At 48.7% G+C, this 19,790-nt stretch carries 19 protein-coding genes, 1 tRNA gene and 2 pseudogenes; 11 read left to right on the top strand and 11 right to left on the bottom strand.

Annotation, left to right across the window (positions count from 1 at the left end; genetic code table 11):
• Window positions 1-56 precede the first annotated feature (56 nt).
• Window positions 57-350: a ribosome assembly RNA-binding protein YhbY gene (gene yhbY / locus NAL19_RS03140; protein WP_010283039.1), complete on the top strand. Its 294-nt coding sequence runs from the start codon at window positions 57-59 to the stop codon at window positions 348-350.
• 128 nt (window positions 351-478) lie between these two features.
• Here yhbY and greA read toward each other — a convergent pair whose 3' ends face one another.
• Window positions 479-955: a transcription elongation factor GreA gene (greA, locus tag NAL19_RS03135; RefSeq protein ID WP_012773267.1), complete on the bottom strand. Its 477-nt coding sequence runs from the start codon at window positions 953-955 to the stop codon at window positions 479-481.
• A 268-nt stretch (window positions 956-1,223) separates the two neighbouring features.
• Here greA and dacB point away from each other — a divergent pair, with 268 nt between their 5' ends.
• Window positions 1,224-2,657: a serine-type D-Ala-D-Ala carboxypeptidase gene (gene dacB, locus NAL19_RS03130; RefSeq protein WP_263058724.1), complete on the top strand. Its 1,434-nt coding sequence runs from the start codon at window positions 1,224-1,226 to the stop codon at window positions 2,655-2,657.
• Between the two features lie 70 nt (window positions 2,658-2,727).
• Here the strand turns inward: dacB and cgtA are convergent, their stop codons facing one another.
• The 4 genes from cgtA to rplU form a co-directional block, all read right to left on the bottom strand.
• On the bottom strand, window positions 2,728-3,900 hold the full coding sequence (gene cgtA, locus NAL19_RS03125) for an Obg family GTPase CgtA (RefSeq protein WP_012773265.1): 1,173 nt from the start codon (window positions 3,898-3,900) through the stop codon (window positions 2,728-2,730).
• Between the two features lie 260 nt (window positions 3,901-4,160).
• Window positions 4,161-5,123, bottom strand: a complete 963-nt coding sequence (locus NAL19_RS03120; protein WP_225086851.1) for a DMT family transporter — start codon at window positions 5,121-5,123, stop codon at window positions 4,161-4,163.
• Between the two features lie 89 nt (window positions 5,124-5,212).
• Entirely contained in the window at window positions 5,213-5,470 is a 258-nt protein-coding gene (rpmA, locus tag NAL19_RS03115) for a 50S ribosomal protein L27 (protein WP_012773263.1), read from the bottom strand.
• A gap of 19 nt (window positions 5,471-5,489) precedes the next feature.
• Window positions 5,490-5,801 carry a 50S ribosomal protein L21 gene (gene rplU / locus NAL19_RS03110; protein ID WP_010283026.1) on the bottom strand — a complete coding sequence of 104 codons (312 nt, stop codon included), beginning with the start codon at window positions 5,799-5,801 and terminating at the stop codon, window positions 5,490-5,492.
• 255 nt (window positions 5,802-6,056) lie between these two features.
• Between rplU and ispB the strand changes: the two genes are divergently transcribed.
• Complete coding sequence (gene ispB, locus NAL19_RS03105) at window positions 6,057-7,028, top strand: octaprenyl diphosphate synthase (protein WP_263058723.1); 972 nt, start codon at window positions 6,057-6,059, stop codon at window positions 7,026-7,028.
• An 86-nt stretch (window positions 7,029-7,114) separates the two neighbouring features.
• Here ispB and NAL19_RS03100 read toward each other — a convergent pair whose 3' ends face one another.
• Window positions 7,115-7,489 (bottom strand): DNA-binding protein, encoded by a 375-nt coding sequence (locus NAL19_RS03100; protein ID WP_225086849.1) that lies wholly within the window; start codon window positions 7,487-7,489, stop codon window positions 7,115-7,117.
• Between the two features lie 246 nt (window positions 7,490-7,735).
• Window positions 7,736-8,122 (bottom strand): DNA-binding protein, encoded by a 387-nt coding sequence (locus NAL19_RS03095; RefSeq protein ID WP_225086848.1) that lies wholly within the window; start codon window positions 8,120-8,122, stop codon window positions 7,736-7,738.
• Between the two features lie 187 nt (window positions 8,123-8,309).
• Here NAL19_RS03095 and NAL19_RS03090 point away from each other — a divergent pair, with 187 nt between their 5' ends.
• On the top strand, window positions 8,310-8,573 hold the full coding sequence (locus NAL19_RS03090) for a helix-turn-helix domain-containing protein (RefSeq protein WP_012773260.1): 264 nt from the start codon (window positions 8,310-8,312) through the stop codon (window positions 8,571-8,573).
• Window positions 8,574-8,634: 61 nt separating this feature from the next.
• Here NAL19_RS03090 and mdh read toward each other — a convergent pair whose 3' ends face one another.
• Window positions 8,635-9,570: a malate dehydrogenase gene (mdh, locus tag NAL19_RS03085; RefSeq protein ID WP_263058722.1), complete on the bottom strand. Its 936-nt coding sequence runs from the start codon at window positions 9,568-9,570 to the stop codon at window positions 8,635-8,637.
• A 469-nt stretch (window positions 9,571-10,039) separates the two neighbouring features.
• Between mdh and argR the strand changes: the two genes are divergently transcribed.
• Both argR and NAL19_RS03075 read left to right on the top strand, forming a co-directional pair.
• The gene (argR, locus tag NAL19_RS03080) at window positions 10,040-10,510 is read left to right on the top strand and encodes a transcriptional regulator ArgR (RefSeq protein ID WP_012773258.1); all 471 of its coding nucleotides are present in this window, start codon (window positions 10,040-10,042) and stop codon (window positions 10,508-10,510) included.
• A 95-nt stretch (window positions 10,511-10,605) separates the two neighbouring features.
• Window positions 10,606-11,928 (top strand): IS4 family transposase, encoded by a 1,323-nt coding sequence (locus NAL19_RS03075; protein WP_263058721.1) that lies wholly within the window; start codon window positions 10,606-10,608, stop codon window positions 11,926-11,928.
• Window positions 11,929-12,041: 113 nt separating this feature from the next.
• Here NAL19_RS03075 and tsaD read toward each other — a convergent pair.
• Window positions 12,042-13,054, bottom strand: a pseudogene (gene tsaD, locus NAL19_RS03070) (tRNA (adenosine(37)-N6)-threonylcarbamoyltransferase complex transferase subunit TsaD).
• Between the two features lie 227 nt (window positions 13,055-13,281).
• On the opposite strand from tsaD, the gene rpsU reads away from it, so the two are divergent.
• Complete coding sequence (rpsU, locus tag NAL19_RS03065) at window positions 13,282-13,497, top strand: 30S ribosomal protein S21 (RefSeq protein ID WP_001144069.1); 216 nt, start codon at window positions 13,282-13,284, stop codon at window positions 13,495-13,497.
• Window positions 13,498-13,623: 126 nt separating this feature from the next.
• On the opposite strand, the gene NAL19_RS03060 is transcribed toward rpsU, so the two are convergent.
• Window positions 13,624-13,761: a hypothetical protein gene (locus tag NAL19_RS03060; RefSeq protein WP_263059775.1), complete on the bottom strand. Its 138-nt coding sequence runs from the start codon at window positions 13,759-13,761 to the stop codon at window positions 13,624-13,626.
• Here NAL19_RS03060 and dnaG point away from each other — a divergent pair.
• Together dnaG and rpoD are read left to right on the top strand one after the other, a co-directional pair.
• Window positions 13,705-15,404 (top strand): annotated as a pseudogene (dnaG, locus tag NAL19_RS03055) (DNA primase). The gene NAL19_RS03060 and the pseudogene dnaG overlap by 57 nt on opposite strands.
• Before the next feature lie 154 nt (window positions 15,405-15,558).
• Entirely contained in the window at window positions 15,559-17,397 is a 1,839-nt protein-coding gene (gene rpoD / locus NAL19_RS03050; protein WP_263058720.1) for an RNA polymerase sigma factor RpoD, read from the top strand.
• Window positions 17,398-17,484: 87 nt separating this feature from the next.
• Here the strand turns inward: rpoD and mug are convergent, their stop codons facing one another.
• On the bottom strand, window positions 17,485-17,988 hold the full coding sequence (gene mug, locus NAL19_RS03045) for a G/U mismatch-specific DNA glycosylase (RefSeq protein WP_225086844.1): 504 nt from the start codon (window positions 17,986-17,988) through the stop codon (window positions 17,485-17,487).
• A 141-nt stretch (window positions 17,989-18,129) separates the two neighbouring features.
• Between mug and NAL19_RS03040 the strand changes: the two genes are divergently transcribed.
• Together NAL19_RS03040 and NAL19_RS03035 are read left to right on the top strand one after the other, a co-directional pair.
• Window positions 18,130-18,205 (top strand) — tRNA-Ile (locus tag NAL19_RS03040).
• 262 nt (window positions 18,206-18,467) lie between these two features.
• Window positions 18,468-19,268 carry a hypothetical protein gene (locus NAL19_RS03035; protein ID WP_263058719.1) on the top strand — a complete coding sequence of 267 codons (801 nt, stop codon included), beginning with the start codon at window positions 18,468-18,470 and terminating at the stop codon, window positions 19,266-19,268.
• The last annotated feature ends 522 nt before the right edge of the window (window positions 19,269-19,790 follow it).

Here is a 19,790-nt window from a genome sequence, read left to right as displayed (position 1 = left end):
TCATGAGATGGCGGTAGAATGACCCGTTTTCAATCCCAACCTAAGTAAAAAAGACAATGAACCTAAGTAATAAACAAAAACAGCACCTGAAAGGCTTGGCACATCCGCTAAAACCGGTTGTCATGCTGGGCAATAACGGTCTCACCGAAGGTGTTTTGGCTGAGATCGAACAAGCATTGGCGCATCACGAACTGATCAAGATAAAAGTAGCGACAGAAGACCGCGAAACCAAAGCCTTGATTGTCGAGGCCATTGTTCGTGAAACGGGTGCCGCTAACGTTCAGGTCATCGGCCACACGCTGGTGCTGTACCGTCCTGCGAAAGAACGTAAAATTGTGTTACCACGATAACACTTTTTATTTCAGGATACTCAGTTTTAACGGAAAGGTGCCATGCCTCTCGGTTAGAGAAAAGGCCGCAAGCGGCCTTTTTCTTTTCTTTACAATTTTTGCTGTTTTAATCAACAACCCAGCAAAATTTACAGATATTCGACCTTCAGGATCTCATATTCCACATCGCCGCCCGGCGTACGGATGACCACAACGTCATCTTCCTCTTTGCCGATCAGCCCACGCGCAATCGGGGAATTCACAGAGATCAGATTCTGCTTAAAATCCGCCTCATCATCGCCAACAATCCGGTAGGTTTGTTCTTCTTCATTATCCAGGTTCATCACGGTTACCGTGGCGCCAAAAATAACACGCCCGTTCGCCGTCATCTTCGTGACATCGATAACCTGTGCGTTAGACAGCTTCGCTTCAATGTCTTGAATGCGCCCTTCACAAAAGCCCTGCTGCTCGCGTGCGGCGTGGTATTCTGCATTTTCTTTCAGATCGCCGTGCTCACGCGCTTCAGCAATGGCCGCAATAATCTCAGGTCGACGCACAGATTTCAGGTGGTCAAGCTCTTCGCGCAATTTTTCAGCACCACGCAAGGTCATCGGAAATTGTTTCATATTGTCTATACCTCTAAAAAAGTCCGTAAGACTCAAATAATCGTCATCCTGACGCGCTAAAAATCAAAGGCGACGGAGTCTCTGCAACGTGCCAGTCCTCACTGGACATAAAGCAAAAGCAACCACCCCCGGAATAAAATTTCCAGGCTGGCAGCGGTTTTGCATTTTGATACGTATTTTACCCCAGAGTTCAATGAGGGTCATCGTTTACTTTAGCCCTTGTTGCGCCGTAGTATGACCACACGTTACCCCGTTATTAGCTGAGATTATGCGTTTTTCATCGATTGTTACCGGATTTGCCTGCGCTTTTGTTCTGCATGCCAATGCAGCTTCTGTTGAGGATCATCGCCAATATTTACCAGACGGCGCCAATCTGGCGCTATTGGTACAAAAAGTTGGCTCAACAACACCCAGCATGGCCTTCAATAGCCAGCAAATGGCGCTTCCCGCCAGTACACAAAAGGTGATAACCGCATTAGCTGCATTACTACAATTGGGTCCAGACTATCGATTCATCACTACGATGGAAAGCCATGGCCCTGTCACCAGCGGTATGCTAAACGGTAACCTCATCGTGCGGTTTAGCGGCGATCCAACACTTAAGCGCCAGCAAATACGGAACATGGTGCAAGAATTAAGAAAGCGCGGGATACAGGAAATCGCAGGGGATGTGCTAATCGATACCTCGGTATTCGCCAGTCACGATAAAGCGCCGGGCTGGCCCTGGAACGACATGACCCAGTGCTTCAGCGCCCCACCGGGCGCCGCGATTGTCGATCGTAACTGCTTCTCCGTCTCACTCTACAGCGCGCCTAAAGCGGGCGACAATGCGTTTATCCGCGTTGCATCCTATTATCCGGTGCAAATGTTCAGCGAGGTCCGCACGCTGGCTAAAGGCTCGTCTGATGCGCAATATTGCGAACTGGATGTGGTTCTGGGGGAACTGAATCGTTTTACGCTTACAGGCTGTTTGACTCAGCGCACAGAGCCGCTTCCGCTGGCGTTCGCGATTCAGGATGGGGCCAGTTATGCCGGCGCGATTGTTAAAGATGAGCTTCAGCAAGCAGATATTCGCATCAAGGGCAGCCTTCGTCGTCAGACGCAGCCAGGAGCCGCGGGGAGCGTGCTGGCTCAGACACAATCCGCGCCACTGCACGATCTGCTCACTATCATGCTGAAAAAATCGGACAATATGATTGCCGATACGGTTTTCCGTACCATTGGGCATGAGCGCTTTAGCGTGCCGGGTACATGGCGCGCTGGCGCGGATGCCGTGCGCCAGATCCTGCGTCAGAAAGCAGGTGTGGATTTAGGAAACAGCATTGTTGTTGATGGTTCAGGCCTGTCACGACACAACCTGATTTCGCCAGAAACGATGATGCAGGTATTGCAGTACATCGCACAGCACGATAATGAATTGAATTACATCACCATGCTTCCACTTTCCGGCTATGACGGCACGCTGCGCTATCGTGGCGGCCTGCATGAAGCTGGCGTTGATGGCAAGGTTTCGGCGAAAACCGGGGCACTACAGGGCGTATATAATCTGGCAGGCTTCATCACCACCGCGAGTGGCCAGCGCATGGCATTCGTTCAGTTCCTGTCCGGTTATGCCGTGCCGCCAGAAGACCAACGCGCACGCCGTGTCCCTCTGGTGCGATTTGAAAGTCGCCTCTACAAAGACATTTATCAGAACAATTAAAATAAGAATGCGGCCTTACCCTGATGGGATAAGGCCGCAATAAGCGAGCATTAACTAGCAGAAGAACGCATCACTTTTGATAGATAATCTCAACGCCTTCGTCATCTTCATCGTCCCAATCATCATCCCACTCTTCTTCAGCTTCTTTTTCTATTTCAGCCAGCTGTTGACGGTGATAATCGTCCCACATGAATTCAACTTTTTCCGGTGCGCTTTCGGCAATCGCCGTCACTTTCGGATTGGCTTTCAGGAAGCTCATCACATCCCAGCAAAGTGGCGTGACGCCTTCACGGTTCGCCGCAGAAATCAGGTAATATTTCCCTTCCCAGCCAAGCGCAGTCGCAATCTCTTTGGCTCGTTTTTCCGCTTCAGCTTTGTCGATCAAATCAACTTTGTTGAAAACCAGCCAACGCGGTTTTTCTGCCAAACCTGCGCCGTACTGCTCTAGCTCGTTGATAATGATTTTGGCATTTTCAACCGGATCAGACTCATCAATCGGAGCCAGATCAACCAAGTGCAACAGAACACGGCAGCGCTCCAGGTGCTTCAGGAAACGAATCCCTAACCCAGCACCTTCGGATGCTCCTTCAATCAAACCAGGAATATCCGCCACAACAAAGCTCTGTTCGCTATCCATACGAACCACGCCAAGGCTCGGCACCAGTGTGGTAAACGGATAGTCGGCGACTTTTGGTTTTGCCGCTGATACCGCACGGATGAAAGTCGATTTACCTGCGTTGGGCAGCCCCAGCATTCCCACGTCAGCCAGCAACAGCAGTTCCAGTGTCAGCTCACGTTCTTCACCTTTCGTGCCGCTGGTCTTCTGGCGAGGAGCACGGTTGACGGATGATTTAAAACGCGTGTTACCTAAACCATGCCAGCCGCCTTTCGCTACCATCAGGCTCTGCTGATGACGCGTCATATCACCTAGCACTTCGCCAGTTCCCTGATCGAGAACACGCGTACCAACCGGGACTTTAATCGTAATATCTTTGCCGCGCTTACCCGTACAATCACGGCTTTGCCCGTTTTGTCCACGCTCAGCGCGGAAAGATTTTTCAAAACGGTAATCGATCAGTGTGTTCAGGTTTTCGTCAGCCAGCAGATAAACGTCACCGCCGTCACCGCCGTCACCGCCATCTGGGCCACCGTTAGGAATATATTTTTCACGACGAAAGCTAACACAACCGTTACCGCCATCGCCTGCCACAACAAGAATTGTGGCTTCATCTACAAACTTCATTGATTCTCTCCGCAAAAAACCAATAGAGAATATCTACGTGTTTTAGGCTTGTTATTGGTTCTTCTTGGCGTAACTTTTTGATTTTACGGCATGTAGCGTATTTCTACTCACCATTAAAAAAACTGACGCACCAGAACGCATTCCAGCAAAGGAGCGGATTGTACCTGCCTGCTCCAATAATTTCATCTGTATTAAAAATAAGCAACACATGCAGAATGTCAAAAGGCGTCTGTGCCCCTCTGCAATACGTATCTCTCAGGCTACTTCTGCACCCTCAATGGCGGCACAGGTTCTTTCTTACCGGGTAAGAAACGATGTCCGATAGCAGAAAACATCGCACCGGCAACCACGACAAAAGCGCCCAGGTAGCCAACCCAGTTCAGCACTGGCGCAGCAAAGAAAGCCGGCCACCCCAACGCCAGTAGATCGGAAAACAACAGCGTAAACAGCGGCGTCAGCGTAATGACGGCACTCACCTGTGACGCCTGCCAGCGTGCCATGGCCTCCGCAAGCGCACCATACCCAATTAATGTATTCGCACCGCAGAATAGCAGGCAGATAAGCTGCCAGTTGCTCAGTTGGAAAATAGCCTCAAGCTTGGTAAAAGGCGTAATAAACACGACGCAAAGCACATATAGCAGAAACAGAATTTGCTGTGATGTCAGACGCCGCAACAGCACCTTCTGCGCTACGCCATAGGATACCCATACCGCCGAAGCACAGACGCCTAACAGCACACCCAGCGTGTAGTCCGTCAGCCGGGTAAAAATCTCAATCAGGCTGGTATTAAAGAACAGGATCAGGCCGCAGATCAGCATGATCGCGCCAATGACCTGCGTGCCACGCATCTTTTCCTTTAGGATAAGTACGCTGGCGAACATCATACCAACAGGAGAAAGCTGCCCGATAACCTGAGACGCTGTCGGACTTAGATATTGCAGAGACGAGCTAAAGAAAACAAAGTTACCCAGTAGTCCAGCCGTCGCGATCAGTAGCAAAATCCACCAACGTCGATGCCGGAAAACCCGCATTGGCGGTAAATTCTTACGGTATGACAGAATAATGCCGAGTCCAATCGAGGCGATAAAAAAACGATACCAAACAATCGTATAAGGTTCCATTACCACCAGAACCTGTTTCATGGCTATCGGTAGCGCCCCCCAGCAAACTGCCGTAGTCAACGCCAGACAAAGGCCGATACCCGTCTGCTGTTTAGTATTCATACTTACCCAGATGGTTTACTCAGAATCAGAATGTAAAAAGCCCCGCAAAGAATTGCGGGGCTTGAATCCGTAAGACCTAACGCGAAAAATTATTCAGCAACGATGCTGATATATTTACGGTTTTTTGGGCCTTTAACTTCAAACTGAACTTTACCATCAGTCAAAGCAAACAGAGTGTGGTCTTTCCCGCAGCCAACGTTAGTTCCTGCGTGGAATTTGGTGCCACGTTGACGAACGATGATGTTACCAGCCAGTACACTTTCGCCGCCAAAACGTTTTACGCCCAGACGTTGTGCATTGGAGTCACGACCGTTACGGGTTGAACCGCCAGCTTTTTTGTGTGCCATTTAATCCGCTCTCCTAATCTTAAGCGCTGATGCCGGTAATTTTCACGTCAGTGAACCACTGACGGTGGCCTGCTTGCTTACGGTAGTGTTTACGGCGACGGAACTTAACGATCTTCACTTTTTCGCCACGACCATGAGCAACAACTTCAGCTTTGATTTTACCGCCATCGACGAAAGGAACGCCGATTTTGATTTCTTCACCGTTGGCAACCATCAGAACTTGGTCAAACTCAACGGCTTCACCAGTTGCGATGTCCAGCTTTTCCAAGCGAACGGTTTGACCTTCGCTTACTCGGTGTTGTTTACCACCACTTTGGAAAACTGCGTACATATAAAACTCCGCTTTCCGCGCACTCACCATAGGTTTCAGAGCGCGCTATAAATATTCATAATAGGGCGCGAATTCTACGCAAAAATACTGAGGATGACAAGTGCATAATCAACGGATGTGAAGAAAAAGAATACAACGTATGAACTGCCGTTTATCTCTCTCATTTTTCAAGTACAATCGGCGCAATAAGTTCCATCTTGCCGATATGCAACAGCAATCTTACGGCAGTGTTGAAGACATACGTTGGCACAAACCATGAATCTAGAACAAATTACAACATTAACCGCGCAAGATATGGCAGCTGTTAATAACGTCATTCTTGAACAACTGAATTCCGACGTCGTTTTGATCAACCAACTTGGACATTACATCATCAGCGGCGGTGGAAAACGTATACGCCCTATGATTGCTGTTCTGGCCGCCAGAGCCCTCGACTATAGCGGTGATAAACACGTCACTGTTGCTGCACTGATCGAATTTATCCATACCGCAACACTGCTACATGATGACGTGGTAGACGAATCTGACATGCGTCGGGGTAAAGCGACGGCCAATGCCGCCTTTGGCAATGCCGCGAGTGTTTTGGTTGGGGATTTCATTTATACCCGTGCCTTCCAGATGATGACCAGCCTTGAATCGTTACGTGTTCTGGCGCTCATGTCGGAAGCGGTAAACGTGATTGCCGAAGGCGAAGTCTTGCAGTTAATGAACTGCAACGACCCAGATATTACCGAAGAAAGTTATATGCGCGTCATTTACAGCAAAACGGCACGTTTATTTGAAGCCGCCGCACAATCTTCATCCATCCTTGCGGGCGCGACGCCAGAGCAAGAGAAAGCGCTCCAGGACTACGGCCGCTACCTGGGCACCGCGTTCCAGTTAATTGACGATCTGCTTGATTACAGTGCAGACGGAAAAACGCTGGGCAAAAACACGGGCGATGATCTTAATGAGGGCAAGCCAACGCTGCCACTACTGCACGCCATGCGTAATGGCAATACAGAACAGAGTGCGCTGATTCGTCAGGCAATTGAAGAAGGAAACGGACGCCACCTACTGGAACCAGTGCTTGCCGCCATGCAGCAGTGTGGTTCGCTTGATTATACGCGTCAGCGGGCCGAAGAAGAGGCAGATAAAGCGATTAGCGCACTACAGCAACTACCGGAAACACCATACCGTATGGCGCTAGAAGGCCTTGCCCACTTAGCCGTACAGCGCGATTTCTAATCGTGGTGTAAGGTACTATGTATCTGCTTCAATCGTGTCTGGTTCAATCTACGTAGCGCTGCCTTGCAGCGCTACTCGTTCGCAGACTAGGCAGTCTGGTCGATGGGGACCTCATCCAGCCGAGACAACATCGCTATCGTCCCTTCACGCAAGATGAAATTGATCAGCCGGGTTCGTTCATCAACAGAAAGTTGATGGAAAATATGCACCCACGATGACAACAGGGTCGGCTCATTATCGATGCGGTAATATTCTGTTGGCGGGTTCTCTCTTACGAGCAGAGAATTCCTGACCTCGTTCGGCAAACTACGAATAGAATATTCGACACCACGCCCTTGAACCCCTTTCCTTCTGCGCTTTTCCCAACCGTCGTCTCGCGCCCGTTTGTTCAGCCCCTGCGGTGACTTCGGCAATCCACCTACGCCAACCAGCTCACTTGTTGCAAACCATTCTTTGTCCATACTCGTCACTCCCTTGTTTGTTTTGAACAGGCATTACGTCAACTCGCCCAAAAGTTTCCATATAATAGACTATAATTACCTAAACCGCTAACTTTTACACGTTACCGGCACACCTAAGTAATAAAGAAATGATTAAATCCAGTGCGATGCTAAAACATCGCGCCCAGAGTAATACGGTAAACCGAAAGAAAATGCAGGTTCCTTCTTCACCACAGATGGGCAATCAGGGAACCCACTCCCTATAGCTCAGTCAATCTCCATTGATGAGATAGGTTCTTCATCCGACGGTGTAATACCCAACTGGCTCAGCGTCGTCGATACGCCGACGCGAAGAATATAAGCGACTAGCTCATCTCTTTCTTTTTCAGATAGTTGCTGATAAATCTGCATCCATACCGCCAGAGCCGCAGGTTGCTTGGCCGAGTAGACGGAAGGCTCGATTTCGAGTAATAGGGATTTTTTTACCGTATCCGGTAAGCTGTGAATTGAGTACTCCACTCCTCTTCCCTGGACGCCTTTACGGCGACGCTTCTCCCATCCATCCTCACGGGCGCGCTTATTCAATCCTTGTCTTGATTTCGGAAGGCCGCCGACTCCAACCAATTCGCTGGTAGCAAACCACTCTTTTTTCATTGCCTTTCATCCTGATAGTGCCATCCCTAACAAAAACGCGCTTATTTGGAAATTAATTGAGAATTTTAAGGAAAATTAATGCTATATTATTTCCAAATAATAATGTCATGTTAGCTCGGCATATAACTAACATCCGTTATTTATACCACTAATCTACAGTCGTCTTATAGCAAATAAGGGAAGGAATATGATTTTAAGGAAACAAGACTGGCATCCCGCTGATATCATTGCTGCACTGCGCAAGAAAAACACGACGCTGGCGGCAGTATCGCGAGCGGCCGGATTAAGCTCATCTACGTTAGCTAACGCGCTCTCACGCCCCTGGCCCAAGGGGGAATGGCTTATTGCCGATGCGTTGAATATTCACCCCTCAGAGATTTGGCCCAGCCGGTATTACGATCCGGAAACCAATGAGCTTATCGACAGAAAAAAACTCATCCGCCCCGATTAAAAAGAAAAGCCGGAGATCACTATCTCCGGCTTTTTATTCTGCGTATTGTTAACAATCGCAATTATTTGATGAACGTCTCGCCTAACTCAATATCCTGCTTCAACGTCTCCAGCATGCTGCTAAGCGCATTTTGCTCAAAAGCGCTTAATGTGCCGATATCTTTACGCTCTACGACGCCGTCTTTGCCCAACAGCACCGGTTGAGCGAAGAAACGAGCATATTTGCCATCGCTTTCAACGTATGCACATTCCACCACACCGCTTTCGCCTTGCAGCGCACGAACCAGAGACAGACCAAAGCGTGCAGCAGCCTGGCCCATAGACAAAGTGGCCGATCCGCCACCTGCTTTGGCCTCAACAACCTCGGTGCCCGCATTCTGAATACGCTTGGTCAGATCGGCCACTTCCTGCTCACTGAAGCTGATACCAGGAACCTGAGACAGCAGTGGAAGAATCGTCACACCAGAGTGTCCGCCGATAACTGGAACATTAATATCCTGTGGCTGTTTGCCTTTCAGCTCAGCAACGAAGGTATTGGAACGGATGATATCCAGCGTGGTAACGCCGAACAGTTTGTTTTTGTCATACACGCCAGCTTTTTTCAGCACTTCAGCTGCAATGGCAACGGTCGTGTTCACTGGGTTAGTGATAATACCGATGAAGGCTTTTGGGCAGGTAACCGCAATTTGCTCAACCAGATTACGCACAATTCCCGCATTGACGTTGAACAGATCGGAACGATCCATACCAGGTTTACGTGCCACACCAGCAGAGATCAGCACGACATCCGCGCCAGCCAGCGCAGGTTTAGCATCTTCACCGCTATAGCCTTTGATCTTCACTGCTGTAGGAATGTGGCTCAGATCGACAGCAACACCCGGCGTGACCGGAGCAATATCGTAAAGGGATAGTTCTGAACCTGAAGGAAGCTGGGTTTTGAGGAGGAGTGCGAGTGCCTGACCGATACCACCTGCTGCTCCGAGAACTGCAACTTTCATCCTAAACTCCTTATTATCGTAAAATAAAAAAGTGCCGTGAATTCATTTGGTTATAAACAGAATATAAAAAATGGGGATAAGATCAGTCTACTCACCTTTCTGCAAATGACATGAGAGACAAAAATACGCTATGTCTCTAATAATAAATCAAAAACAACCATTCGTTTGAAAGGTAAGTAAAGTTAATAAGCTATTGAGCTATAACGCGGTGTTCATTCACGTGCAATTAACCTGTGCGCTACATTACACCGATCTATGGCGTCCAAACAACATCATTCTGATAACATTTGATTTACTTTTATGTGACGCAGGACGCATTTTTCGGACTACTCACGGACCGAATTTTTGTGAAAACAGCGACTAGCACATATCTGAGGAAATAGACTGGAATTATAGGCGATTTAATTGCATAAAAATTCACACAACTGCATAATAGGAGAATTAACCATAACAATTAATCCGGTGCAGAATGCGAAATTCGACAAAACAAGAAGACCTCGTTAAAGCGTTCAAAGCGCTGTTAAAGGAAGAGAAGTTCAGTTCTCAAAGTGAAATTGTTCAGGCATTGCAAGACGAAGGATTTGAAAACATCAACCAATCCAAGGTGTCACGCATGCTAACGAAATTTGGCGCCGTGCGCACACGCAATGCAAAAATGGAGATGGTGTATTGTCTCCCGGCAGAACTCGGCGTTCCTACAACGTCTAGTCCACTAAAGAATCTTGTGTTGGACGTGGACTACAACGATGCGGTCATCGTCATCCATACCAGTCCTGGTGCCGCGCAGCTCATTGCCCGCCTGCTGGACTCACTCGGGAAGTCCGAAGGGATTCTCGGCACCATTGCGGGGGATGACACCATCTTCACCACCCCGGCAAGAGGCTTCAGCGTCAAACAGCTTTACGAAGCTATTCTGGTGCTCTTCGAACAAGAGCTGTAACTCACCCGCCCGCTTAATGCCGATCGTTTAAGGATCAGTTGAACGATCCAGCCGTTGGTGTACAAAAGGTTCATGACATTCATGGACCTTTTTTTATGCAACTTTCTCAGGCTCTTGGCATTATCAATCTTACTGCGCCGGAACAGATTCATACTCTGGCTGATTTCCTGCCCGTTAGCATGATCGAACAGGCATTTACGCTCACTGATACCGTCACGCTGCGCAAGCGAAAACTCCCCCTTGAGTCCATGGTGTGGCTGGTTATTGGCATGGCTGTATTCAATCAGCGACCTCTTTCCCACATCGTTAATCTCATGGATATCGCCGACCGCTCCGGCTCCCCGTTCATCGCCCCCAGTTCAGTCATACAGCGGCGGAAGACGCTCGGCGAGGCCGCTATCAGGGAACTGTTTGATATCACACAACGACACTGGAACGAACAGGCTCAGCATCCGCAATGGCATGGGCTCAACCTGTTTGCCGTCGACGGCGTGGTCTGGCAAACACAGGATACACCGGAAAATGAGGCGGCCTTCGGCAAGGCTTCGAATCAGTACGGTGACAGAGGCTATCCTCAGGTGAGAATGGCTTGCCTGATGGAGTTGAGCAGCCATCTGATAACCGCCAGTGCGTTCGGCCGTTACGATGTCAATGAGATGCGGCTGGCAGCAGAGCTGACCGAAAAAACACCAGACAACAGCATTACCTTGTTCGATAAAGGGTTTTACTCCGCAGGCTTATTACATCACTGGCAGAGTATGGGAGAAAACCGGCACTGGTTGTTGCCCCTGAAGAAAAATACGCAATATGAAGTGATAAGCAAGCTGGGCAGGCAAGACAGACTGGTGCGGATTAAGACATCGCCGCAGGCGCGTAAACAATGGGCAGAACTGCCGGAGAGCATCACCGCACGGTTGTTAACGAAGACGATAGAGGGAAAAACGCGCGAGGTGCTGACGTCACTGACGGACCCGATGCGTTATCCGGCAGCGGAGGTGAACGCACTTTACGCTCACCGATGGGAAATCGAGTTAGGATATCGCGAGGCGAAACAAGTTTTACTGGGTAACAGGTGGCATTTACGGAGCAAACTGCCGGAAATGGTGAGGCAGGAGTTGTGGGGCGTGCTGCTGACGTACAATCTGGTGCGTTATCAGATGGTGAAAATGGCGTTTAGGCTGAAAGGAGATTACCTGCCGTATCAGTTGAGCTTCAGCGGCGCCCTGACGGAAATCTGGCGATTACTTATCAGTCTGCCGGGTTCATCACCGGGTGCAATACCAGGACATCTGAAGCATTTTTATGAGCAGGCAGTCTATCTGGTATTGCCGTTGCGCAGGGAGCGAAGTTACCCCCGAGAAATCAGGGGAAGACGAGCGAAATATCCGTTAAAAAACAATGCCGGTCACCTTAAGTGACCGGCATTACCCGCCCGCTACCGTTTTTATTACTCGTTTTTTACTGAGTATTTTCGCTACGTTTTCTTTGCTACGTGTAGGATCGCTACACGTAGCAATTATTGCCAAAACGCTCACACCGCGGGCAGTTCAGCCAACGGCCAACGTGGTCTAACGGATACCCCAGCGTCTGGCTGGCGCCATGCATCAGACGTACACTACCCGCATAGGCAATCATCGCACCATTATCCGTACAGAATTCAGGACGCGCATAAAACACTTCACCGCCACGTTTTGCCATCACTTCACCTAAGCGCTGGCGTAGCGTCCGGTTTGCACTCACGCCCCCCGCCATGACAAGTCGCTTAAAGCCCGTTTCATCCAGCGCACGACGACACTTGATAGCCAGCGTATCCACAACGGCATCTTCAAATGCGCGAGCAATGTCGGCACGCGTTTGATCGTCATCGCCGTTGCTCCGAATCGTATTGGCAGCAAACGTTTTTAGCCCAGAGAAGCTGAAATCCAGCCCAGGTCGATCGGTCATTGGGCGCGGAAACGTAAAGCGCTGCGAATCCCCCGTCTGCGCCATCTTCGACAGCATCGGGCCACCGGGATAATCCAGCCCCAGCAGTTTCGCCGTTTTATCAAACGCTTCGCCCGCGGCGTCATCAATCGACTCGCCCAGTAAACGGTATTCACCAATGCCCGTTACGCTGATGAGCTGCGTATGTCCACCAGAAACCAGCAGCGCCACGAAGGGAAACGCCGGTGGATTATCTTCCAGCATCGGCGCCAGCAAATGCCCTTCCATATGGTGCACAGGAATTGCTGGCACATCCCAGGCAAACGCCAGAGAACGTCCAACCGTCGCCCCCACCAGTAACGCGCCAACCAAACCAGGACCAGCGGTATAAGCCACACCATTGATGTCGCTTGCCTGCAACCCGGCTTCACGCAGCGCAGCCTGAATTAATGGAACCGTTTTACGCACGTGATCGCGTGAGGCAAGCTCAGGCACGACACCACCGTAATCAGCATGTAATTTGACCTGGCTGTATAACTGATTGGCGAGCAAACCGGTTTCTGTGTCATAAATGGCCACGCCGGTTTCATCACAGGATGTTTCGATACCCAATACACGCATTGCTGTTCCTACTTTGATGACGATACAAGCGCTCGTTGAATGCTGCTTGCTTCAAACTGTGGATAGTCTACCATAAGCTCCCTGATTTCTGCGCTGGCCGTGGTTGGGTGTTTTATGATCACCACAATGCTTTACAAAGGCGTCACGTTTGCAGTAGAATTCCGCACCATTTTGAAAAGGCTGGCACAAGGCCAGCGGCAAACCGAATTTATTGAGGTGAGAGGCACATGCCGGTAATTAAAGTACGTGAAAACGAGCCGTTCGACGTAGCTCTGCGTCGCTTCAAGCGTTCCTGTGAAAAAGCAGGTGTTCTGGCTGAAGTTCGTCGTCGTGAGTTTTATGAAAAACCAACGACCGAACGTAAGCGCGCTAAAGCTTCTGCAGTGAAACGTCACGCGAAGAAACTGGCTCGAGAAAACGCACGCCGCACTCGTCTGTATTAATTTTCAGGAGGGTTTCCCTCTAACGCGTGATTAATCCGCAGACTTAGCAGTTGCATACGAAGGCCGTGCTTTCCGAAAGGAAGCGCGGCTTGTTGTCGTTTATAAGCTATATCCAATGTAACCACCTTACAGAAAGATATACATCAGGGGCTTATGGCTGGACGAATCCCACGCGTATTTATTAATGACCTGCTGGCGCGCACCGACATCGTCGATCTCATTGACGCGCGTGTCAAACTGAAAAAGCAGGGCAAAAACTACCATGCGTGCTGTCCGTTCCATCACGAAAAACCCCCTCATTCACCGTAAACGGTGATAAACAGTTCTACCACTGTTTTGGCTGTGGCGCACACGGCAACGCCATTGATTTTTTGATGAATTACGATCGTCTCGAATTCGTTGAAACCATTGAAGAACTGGCCACCCAATACGGCCTCGAAGTGCCTTATGAAAGCGGCACTGGCCCAACCCAGTTAGAGCGTCACCAGCGACAAAGTCTATACGAATTGATGGGGCAGCTCAGCGGGTTCTATCAGCAAGCACTAAGCCAGTCAGTCGGTACGCCAGCGTTGCAGTATCTGCAACAGCGCGGTTTAAGCGCAGAGGTTATCAGCCATTTTGCGATCGGCTTCGCCCCGCCCGGCTGGGATAACGTTTTAAAGCGCTTTGGCCGCAATAATGATGACCGCAGCACATTGAACGATGCCGGCATGCTGGTGACTAACGATCAAGGCCGAACGTACGATCGCTTCCGCGAGCGAGTGATGTTCCCCATTCGCGACAAACGGGGGCGAGTGATTGCTTTCGGCGGACGAGTATTAGGCGACGGTACGCCAAAGTACCTTAACTCGCCAGAAACAGAGATTTTTCATAAAGGTCGCCAGTTGTACGGCCTGTATGAAGCGCAGCAAAGCCACGCGGAGCTAAAGCGACTTTTGGTTGTTGAAGGCTATATGGATGTCGTGGCGCTGGCGCAGTTTGGTATTGATTATGCGGTGGCGTCGCTGGGTACTTCGACGACCGCCGATCACATTCAGTTACTCTTTCGCGCCACCGATCTAGTGGTGTGTTGTTATGACGGAGACCGTGCCGGACGCGAAGCGGCATGGCGCGCGCTGGAAACTGCGCTACCCTATTTGAACGATGGTCGTCAGCTACGCTTTATGTTTCTGCCGGACGGTGAAGATCCCGACACGCTGGTACGTAAAGAGGGCAAAGCCGCCTTTGAACAGCGTATGGAACACGCTCTGCCGCTGTCGCAGTTTCTGTTTGAAACGCTGCAACAGCAGGTGGATATGAGTTCTCCCGATGGCCGTACCAAGCTCAGCACGCTGGCGCTGCCGCTGATAGGCCAGGTACCGGGAGAAACGCTGCGGCTCTATTTGCGCCAGCAGCTCGGCAACAAGCTGGGTATTTTGGACGACAGCCAGTTGGACAGGCTACTGCCTAAAGTGGCAGAGCAGGCACAGCCTTACCAGCCGCCGCAACTAAAAGTCACAACTATGCGTATACTTATAGGACTTTTAGTACAAAACCCCAGGCTGGCGGCAGAGGTTCCTGACCTTGCGCTGGAAGGGATTGAAGAAGACAAAGTGGCTGGTTTATCGCTGTTTCAGGATTTGGTGAAAACCTGCAACGCCAGCCCGGGAATGAACATGGGTTTGCTGTTGGAAAAATATCGCGACAGCAAGTACCGCAAGCAGCTTGAAACCATGGCTTCATGGAACCATATGATCGTAGAGGAAGAGCTCGACGAGAAGTTCAGAATCAGTCTGGCAGAGCTCTACGATCAGCTGTTGAAACAGCGACAAGAAACATTGATTGCCCGTGACAGAACGCACGGGCTCAACGCCAAAGAAAAAAAAGAGCTTTGGTCGTTGCAACTGGCGTTGACCAGAAAACACTGATACAGAGGCTTAATTGCCTATAAATAGCAGGGTTGAGCCCTGCAAAGAGCCGCTACAGGGGCCGCGGCGATAAGAAAAATACCCCTAATGCTATTGTTAGCGAACTACGCTGACCGACACCAACCCAAATACTCTGAAGTGTGGATACCGTCTTATGGAGCAAAACCCGCAGTCACAGCTGAAGCTGCTTGTCACCCGTGGTAAGGAGCAAGGCTACCTGACCTATGCTGAGGTCAATGACCATCTGCCGGAAGATATCATCGACTCGGATCAGATCGAAGATATCATCCAGATGATTAACGACATGGGCATCCAGGTGATGGAAGAAGCACCGGATGCAGACGATCTGTTGCTGGCCGAAAACACCAATGATGCCGATGAAGATGCGGCAGAGGCTGCTGCGCAGGTTCTATCCAGCGTTGAATCGGAAATTGGTCGCACTACCGATCCGGTTCGCATGTACATGCGTGAAATGGGTACCGTTGAGCTATTGACGCGTGAAGGCGAGATTGATATCGCCAAACGTATCGAAGACGGTATCAACCAGGTTCAGTGCTCTGTCGCCGAGTATCCTGAAGCCATTACTTACCTGCTGGAACAATACGATCGCGTTGAAGCGGGCGAAAGCCGCCTGTCCGACCTGATCACCGGCTTCGTCGATCCTAATGCGGAAGAGGACATCGCCCCTACCGCAACGCACGTGGGCTCCGAGCTGTCGAGCGAAGAAATGGACGATGACGACGAAGAGTCTGAAGACGACGAAGACTCCGAAGACGATAACAGTATCGATCCGGAACTGGCGCGTGAGAAGTTCACCGAACTGCGTGAACAATATGAAACCACCCGTCAGGCTATCAAAGCCCATGGTCGTAGCCATGCGCTGGCAGCACAGGAAATTCTGAACCTGTCTGAAGTCTTCAAACAGTTCCGCCTGGTGCCGAAACAGTTCGATTTCCTGGTTAACAGCATGCGTTCCATGATGGATCGCGTCCGTACTCAGGAACGTTTGATCATCAAACTGTGCGTTGAACAGTGCAAAATGCCGAAGAAAAACTTCGTCACCATGTTCACCGGCAATGAAACCAATAACACCTGGTTTGCCGCAGCCGTCGCCATGGGCAAGCCGTGGTCTGAAAAGCTGAATGATGTAGAAGAAGACGTCACTCGCAGCCTGCAAAAACTGCAACAGATCGAAGAAGAAACCGGTCTGACAATCGAGCAGGTGAAAGACATCAATCGCCGCATGTCGATTGGTGAAGCGAAGGCGCGTCGCGCCAAGAAAGAAATGGTGGAAGCCAACCTGCGTCTGGTTATTTCTATCGCGAAGAAATACACCAACCGTGGTTTGCAGTTCCTCGACCTGATTCAGGAAGGCAACATCGGTCTGATGAAAGCGGTAGATAAATTCGAATATCGCCGTGGTTACAAATTCTCGACCTATGCGACCTGGTGGATCCGTCAGGCGATCACCCGTTCTATCGCCGATCAGGCACGTACCATCCGTATTCCGGTACACATGATTGAGACGATCAATAAACTGAACCGTATCTCTCGTCAAATGTTGCAGGAAATGGGTCGTGAACCGACGCCGGAAGAGTTGGCTGAACGTATGCTGATGCCGGAAGACAAGATCCGTAAAGTGCTGAAGATCGCGAAAGAGCCGATTTCAATGGAAACCCCGATTGGTGATGATGAAGATTCACATTTGGGCGATTTCATTGAAGATACGACGCTGGAGCTGCCGCTGGATTCAGCAACGTCGGAAAGCCTGCGTTCTGCGACACACGACGTACTGGCTGGCCTGACCGCACGTGAAGCGAAAGTCCTGCGCATGCGTTTCGGTATCGATATGAACACCGACCATACGCTGGAAGAAGTGGGCAAACAGTTTGACGTTACACGTGAACGTATTCGTCAGATCGAAGCGAAAGCGCTGCGTAAACTGCGCCACCCAAGCCGTTCCGAAGTGCTGCGTAGCTTCCTGGATGATTAATTCGGTTCTCAGCTAATCCACACGACATGATAAATAACCCCGGTTCTCCGGGGTTATTTTTTGCCTGTCAGAACGCTCAGATTGCATTTATACGTTATCCTGCAATGCCTGATGCAGCTCCTGATACGACGCCACCAGCGACTCCAGCGTCGCACGATTCAGTCCACTTGGGTTCGGCAGCACCCAAACCTGCGTCTCGCCAATACGCAACGCCTGACGTCCCCACGACACTTTCTTGATACCAAACGCCTGACTGAACGCCTGCTTCCCCAGCACAGCCAACGCACGCGGCTGATAACGCTCCATTTTCTCAACAATCGCGCTCCCACCTTGCAGCAGCTCATCTCGCCCTAGCTCGGTGGCTTCAACCGTTGGGCGATCCACCAGCATCGTGATGCCGCATCCGGTGTCCAGCAGATGTTGTTCTTCGGCGGGCGTCAGCAACCGCTCGGTAAACCCTGCCTGATGAATGACTTTCCAGAAGCGGTTACTGGGGTTCGCGAAGTGGTAACCATGATGGGCCGTCGACAACCCAGGGTTAATGCCGCAGAAAACCACCTGAAGATTCATGGCAAGAATATCGGTAATCATGTCTTTCCCTACTTCCGTTGACTACAGCTATCGTAAATTCTGATAAGAATAACAACAAGCTATCTTGAGTACATAAAAGCACCACCCAGCAGATAGGCTATAGACCTCCTCCGCACATTACCGTATAATCATTGCCCATTCGGCCCCTTAGCTCAGTGGTTAGAGCAGGCGACTCATAATCGCTTGGTCGCTGGTTCAAGTCCAGCAGGGGCCACCAAATATATAATCGACATACTACGTATTTTTATGATTTCTTCATCGTTTTGACTATTCAGAAAAAAGTTATCAGATATTCGGATAAATAAAATTTCAAATTAAGAAAAAAACATTAATGATTTCCCTTACAATTTAAAAACCAAAAATCGCCTCTAAAAATATATAATTAACCTTACCCCATCACTTCCCACTGAATAATACTATAACTAGTGCGTAAAAGAATTTTAATTAAATGAAAATCAATCAAAATTGAAAGGTAAAATATGGATAATGGATGGGCTAATATCGCCAAAAATTTAATGAAAAGCCAGAAATTAAAGTATTGTAGTGCGCCAGAAATTTTACATGAAAGGTGTGACTCAAGAATCATTGATGCACATACATTATCAAAATCTTTATCTCTTCGGCCTATAGCAAGTAATGGAGTGGTTATGTCAGTGAATACCAACCCCTTTACTTTAAATGAACAAAATGGAGTGCTAACATTTACAAAAACCGGCATTTCTAAAGCATCTGTATTTACTGGATTTTGTGCCTACCACGATAAACATATCTTTTCTCCTATAGAAAATACTTTGTTCTATCCCTCAGCAGAAAACCTTTTCTTACAAGCTTATCGTATTAGTTGCATGGAATATTTTAAAAAATCACTTATTGTTAAAAACCAATATAAATTAAGAAACGAATTCAATTCACAATTGAAAGAATTAAAGAAAGAACGCAATTACGATGATTTAAAAACAAAAGAGAAAATAATAAAATCAATCCTATCCGAAAAAGAAAGGCATGAAAAACAAGGTTTGTCCGACACTGGAAAGATAAAGAAAAAACTTGATGAAATATATTTATCAAAGTCTTTCTCACGTCTTAGACACAAAGTATTTGAAGTAGAGAACAATAAAGTTGTAACAGGAGCATCCATCCTAATAGAAATAGATTTCTATAACAATAAATTGCAAAACCTCAATGACTACAATCAAGATCAATTTATTATATTCAATTGTATAAGCACTAGTAAAGACAAAGGATTTATTTTTTCTCATGGCTTCAGGAAAATAGCCTAGCGGAAAAATTAATTAAATCATTAATGGAAAAAGAGAATAAAGAAGACCTACTCGTTGAGTTTTTCTATTCTTATTCAGAAAATACATATTCCAACCCTGAATGGTGGGATTCATTATCTAGCGATACTAAAAATGTGTTGAGTAGTAAGCTGAATGAGGTAAATTCTTCTTCCAGAGATTTAAGCAGACCGAGAAAAAAGTATGATGCTTTCAAAATCATAAGCCATTTTGATTTATGAAATTGCTCTCTAATACTATTCATAAAGATAACTACTCGATACTTCTATCGGAAACTCATCGCTAGAGTTATCTACCATACTTCAAGTTTTTTGTGCGTTGACACACCATAACGGAGCATACATAAGTGTACGTAGTATCTCCAAAGTATATAAAGCTGAATAACTTTGCGCATTGATGCTTCGCTTTTCATAGAGCAGGGCCAATGCGGAGGGACGCCACTTTCAGCAAATGTAGCGCCATTATGCAATGGTCACTTACATATGCAACAATTATGGAGTAAAA

Origin of the sequence: Pectobacterium sp. F1-1 (genome assembly GCF_025643735.1) — a bacterium.
In the GTDB taxonomy this organism is placed as follows: Bacteria; Pseudomonadota; Gammaproteobacteria; order Enterobacterales; family Enterobacteriaceae; genus Pectobacterium; species Pectobacterium colocasium.
Note: the sequence above shows the minus strand (reverse complement) of the source record. Positions and strands in the feature narration are given on the sequence as shown.

Excerpts from the sequence above, each read along its gene's own strand:
- argR (WP_012773258.1), top strand. The coding sequence starts at position 10,040 with ATGCGAAATTCGACAAAACAAGAAGACCTCGTTAAAGCGTTCAAAGCG.
- NAL19_RS03100 (WP_225086849.1), bottom strand. The coding sequence starts at position 7,489 with ATGGACAAAGAATGGTTTGCAACAAGTGAGCTGGTTGGCGTAGGTGGA.
- NAL19_RS03075 (WP_263058721.1), top strand. The coding sequence starts at position 10,606 with ATGCAACTTTCTCAGGCTCTTGGCATTATCAATCTTACTGCGCCGGAA.
- yhbY (WP_010283039.1), top strand. The coding sequence starts at position 57 with ATGAACCTAAGTAATAAACAAAAACAGCACCTGAAAGGCTTGGCACAT.
- rpmA (WP_012773263.1), bottom strand. The coding sequence starts at position 5,470 with ATGGCACACAAAAAAGCTGGCGGTTCAACCCGTAACGGTCGTGACTCC.
- greA (WP_012773267.1), bottom strand. The coding sequence starts at position 955 with ATGAAACAATTTCCGATGACCTTGCGTGGTGCTGAAAAATTGCGCGAA.
- NAL19_RS03060 (WP_263059775.1), bottom strand. The coding sequence starts at position 13,761 with ATGGTAGTTTTTGCCCTGCTTTTTCAGTTTGACACGCGCGTCAATGAG.
- mug (WP_225086844.1), bottom strand. The coding sequence starts at position 17,988 with ATGATTACCGATATTCTTGCCATGAATCTTCAGGTGGTTTTCTGCGGC.
- ispB (WP_263058723.1), top strand. The coding sequence starts at position 6,057 with ATGAATCTAGAACAAATTACAACATTAACCGCGCAAGATATGGCAGCT.
- NAL19_RS03095 (WP_225086848.1), bottom strand. The coding sequence starts at position 8,122 with ATGAAAAAAGAGTGGTTTGCTACCAGCGAATTGGTTGGAGTCGGCGGC.
- cgtA (WP_012773265.1), bottom strand. The coding sequence starts at position 3,900 with ATGAAGTTTGTAGATGAAGCCACAATTCTTGTTGTGGCAGGCGATGGC.
- NAL19_RS03090 (WP_012773260.1), top strand. The coding sequence starts at position 8,310 with ATGATTTTAAGGAAACAAGACTGGCATCCCGCTGATATCATTGCTGCA.
- rpoD (WP_263058720.1), top strand. The coding sequence starts at position 15,559 with ATGGAGCAAAACCCGCAGTCACAGCTGAAGCTGCTTGTCACCCGTGGT.
- rpsU (WP_001144069.1), top strand. The coding sequence starts at position 13,282 with ATGCCGGTAATTAAAGTACGTGAAAACGAGCCGTTCGACGTAGCTCTG.
- dacB (WP_263058724.1), top strand. The coding sequence starts at position 1,224 with ATGCGTTTTTCATCGATTGTTACCGGATTTGCCTGCGCTTTTGTTCTG.
- NAL19_RS03035 (WP_263058719.1), top strand. The coding sequence starts at position 18,468 with ATGGATAATGGATGGGCTAATATCGCCAAAAATTTAATGAAAAGCCAG.
- mdh (WP_263058722.1), bottom strand. The coding sequence starts at position 9,570 with ATGAAAGTTGCAGTTCTCGGAGCAGCAGGTGGTATCGGTCAGGCACTC.
- NAL19_RS03120 (WP_225086851.1), bottom strand. The coding sequence starts at position 5,123 with ATGAATACTAAACAGCAGACGGGTATCGGCCTTTGTCTGGCGTTGACT.
- rplU (WP_010283026.1), bottom strand. The coding sequence starts at position 5,801 with ATGTACGCAGTTTTCCAAAGTGGTGGTAAACAACACCGAGTAAGCGAA.